Raw genomic sequence first — 262 nt, 5'->3', positions numbered from 1 at the left:
GTCCGTTTGCCGCACGACGCCGGAACCGCCGCGGCCGCGGGCTGCGCGGCGACCTGCTGCCCGCCAACCTGCCCGGCCACCTGACCAGGTCCGAACAGTTCGAGCAGTGGGTCGCGGAGTCCGCCGAGCGGCTGGCGTACTTCTGGGGGGAGCGGGTCGAAGCAGCCCAATTCGTGGTCGAGGACATTCCGCCCCGCCTCGAAGAGCTGCTGGCCCGCGGCCAGGCCGCGCCCCTGGGCAGCTTCACGCCGGCCTCGCCGGG

At 74.4% G+C, this 262-nt stretch carries 1 pseudogene; it reads left to right on the top strand.

Annotated elements, in window-relative coordinates:
- A pseudogene (locus AC5RV2_RS19290) lies at positions 1 to 262 on the top strand (metallopeptidase family protein); the annotation flags it as partial.

This window comes from Arthrobacter sp. Y3225116 (assembly GCF_059091245.1).
The sequence above is the reverse complement of the archived record's forward strand: the minus strand, read 5'-3'. Positions and strand labels throughout refer to the sequence as shown.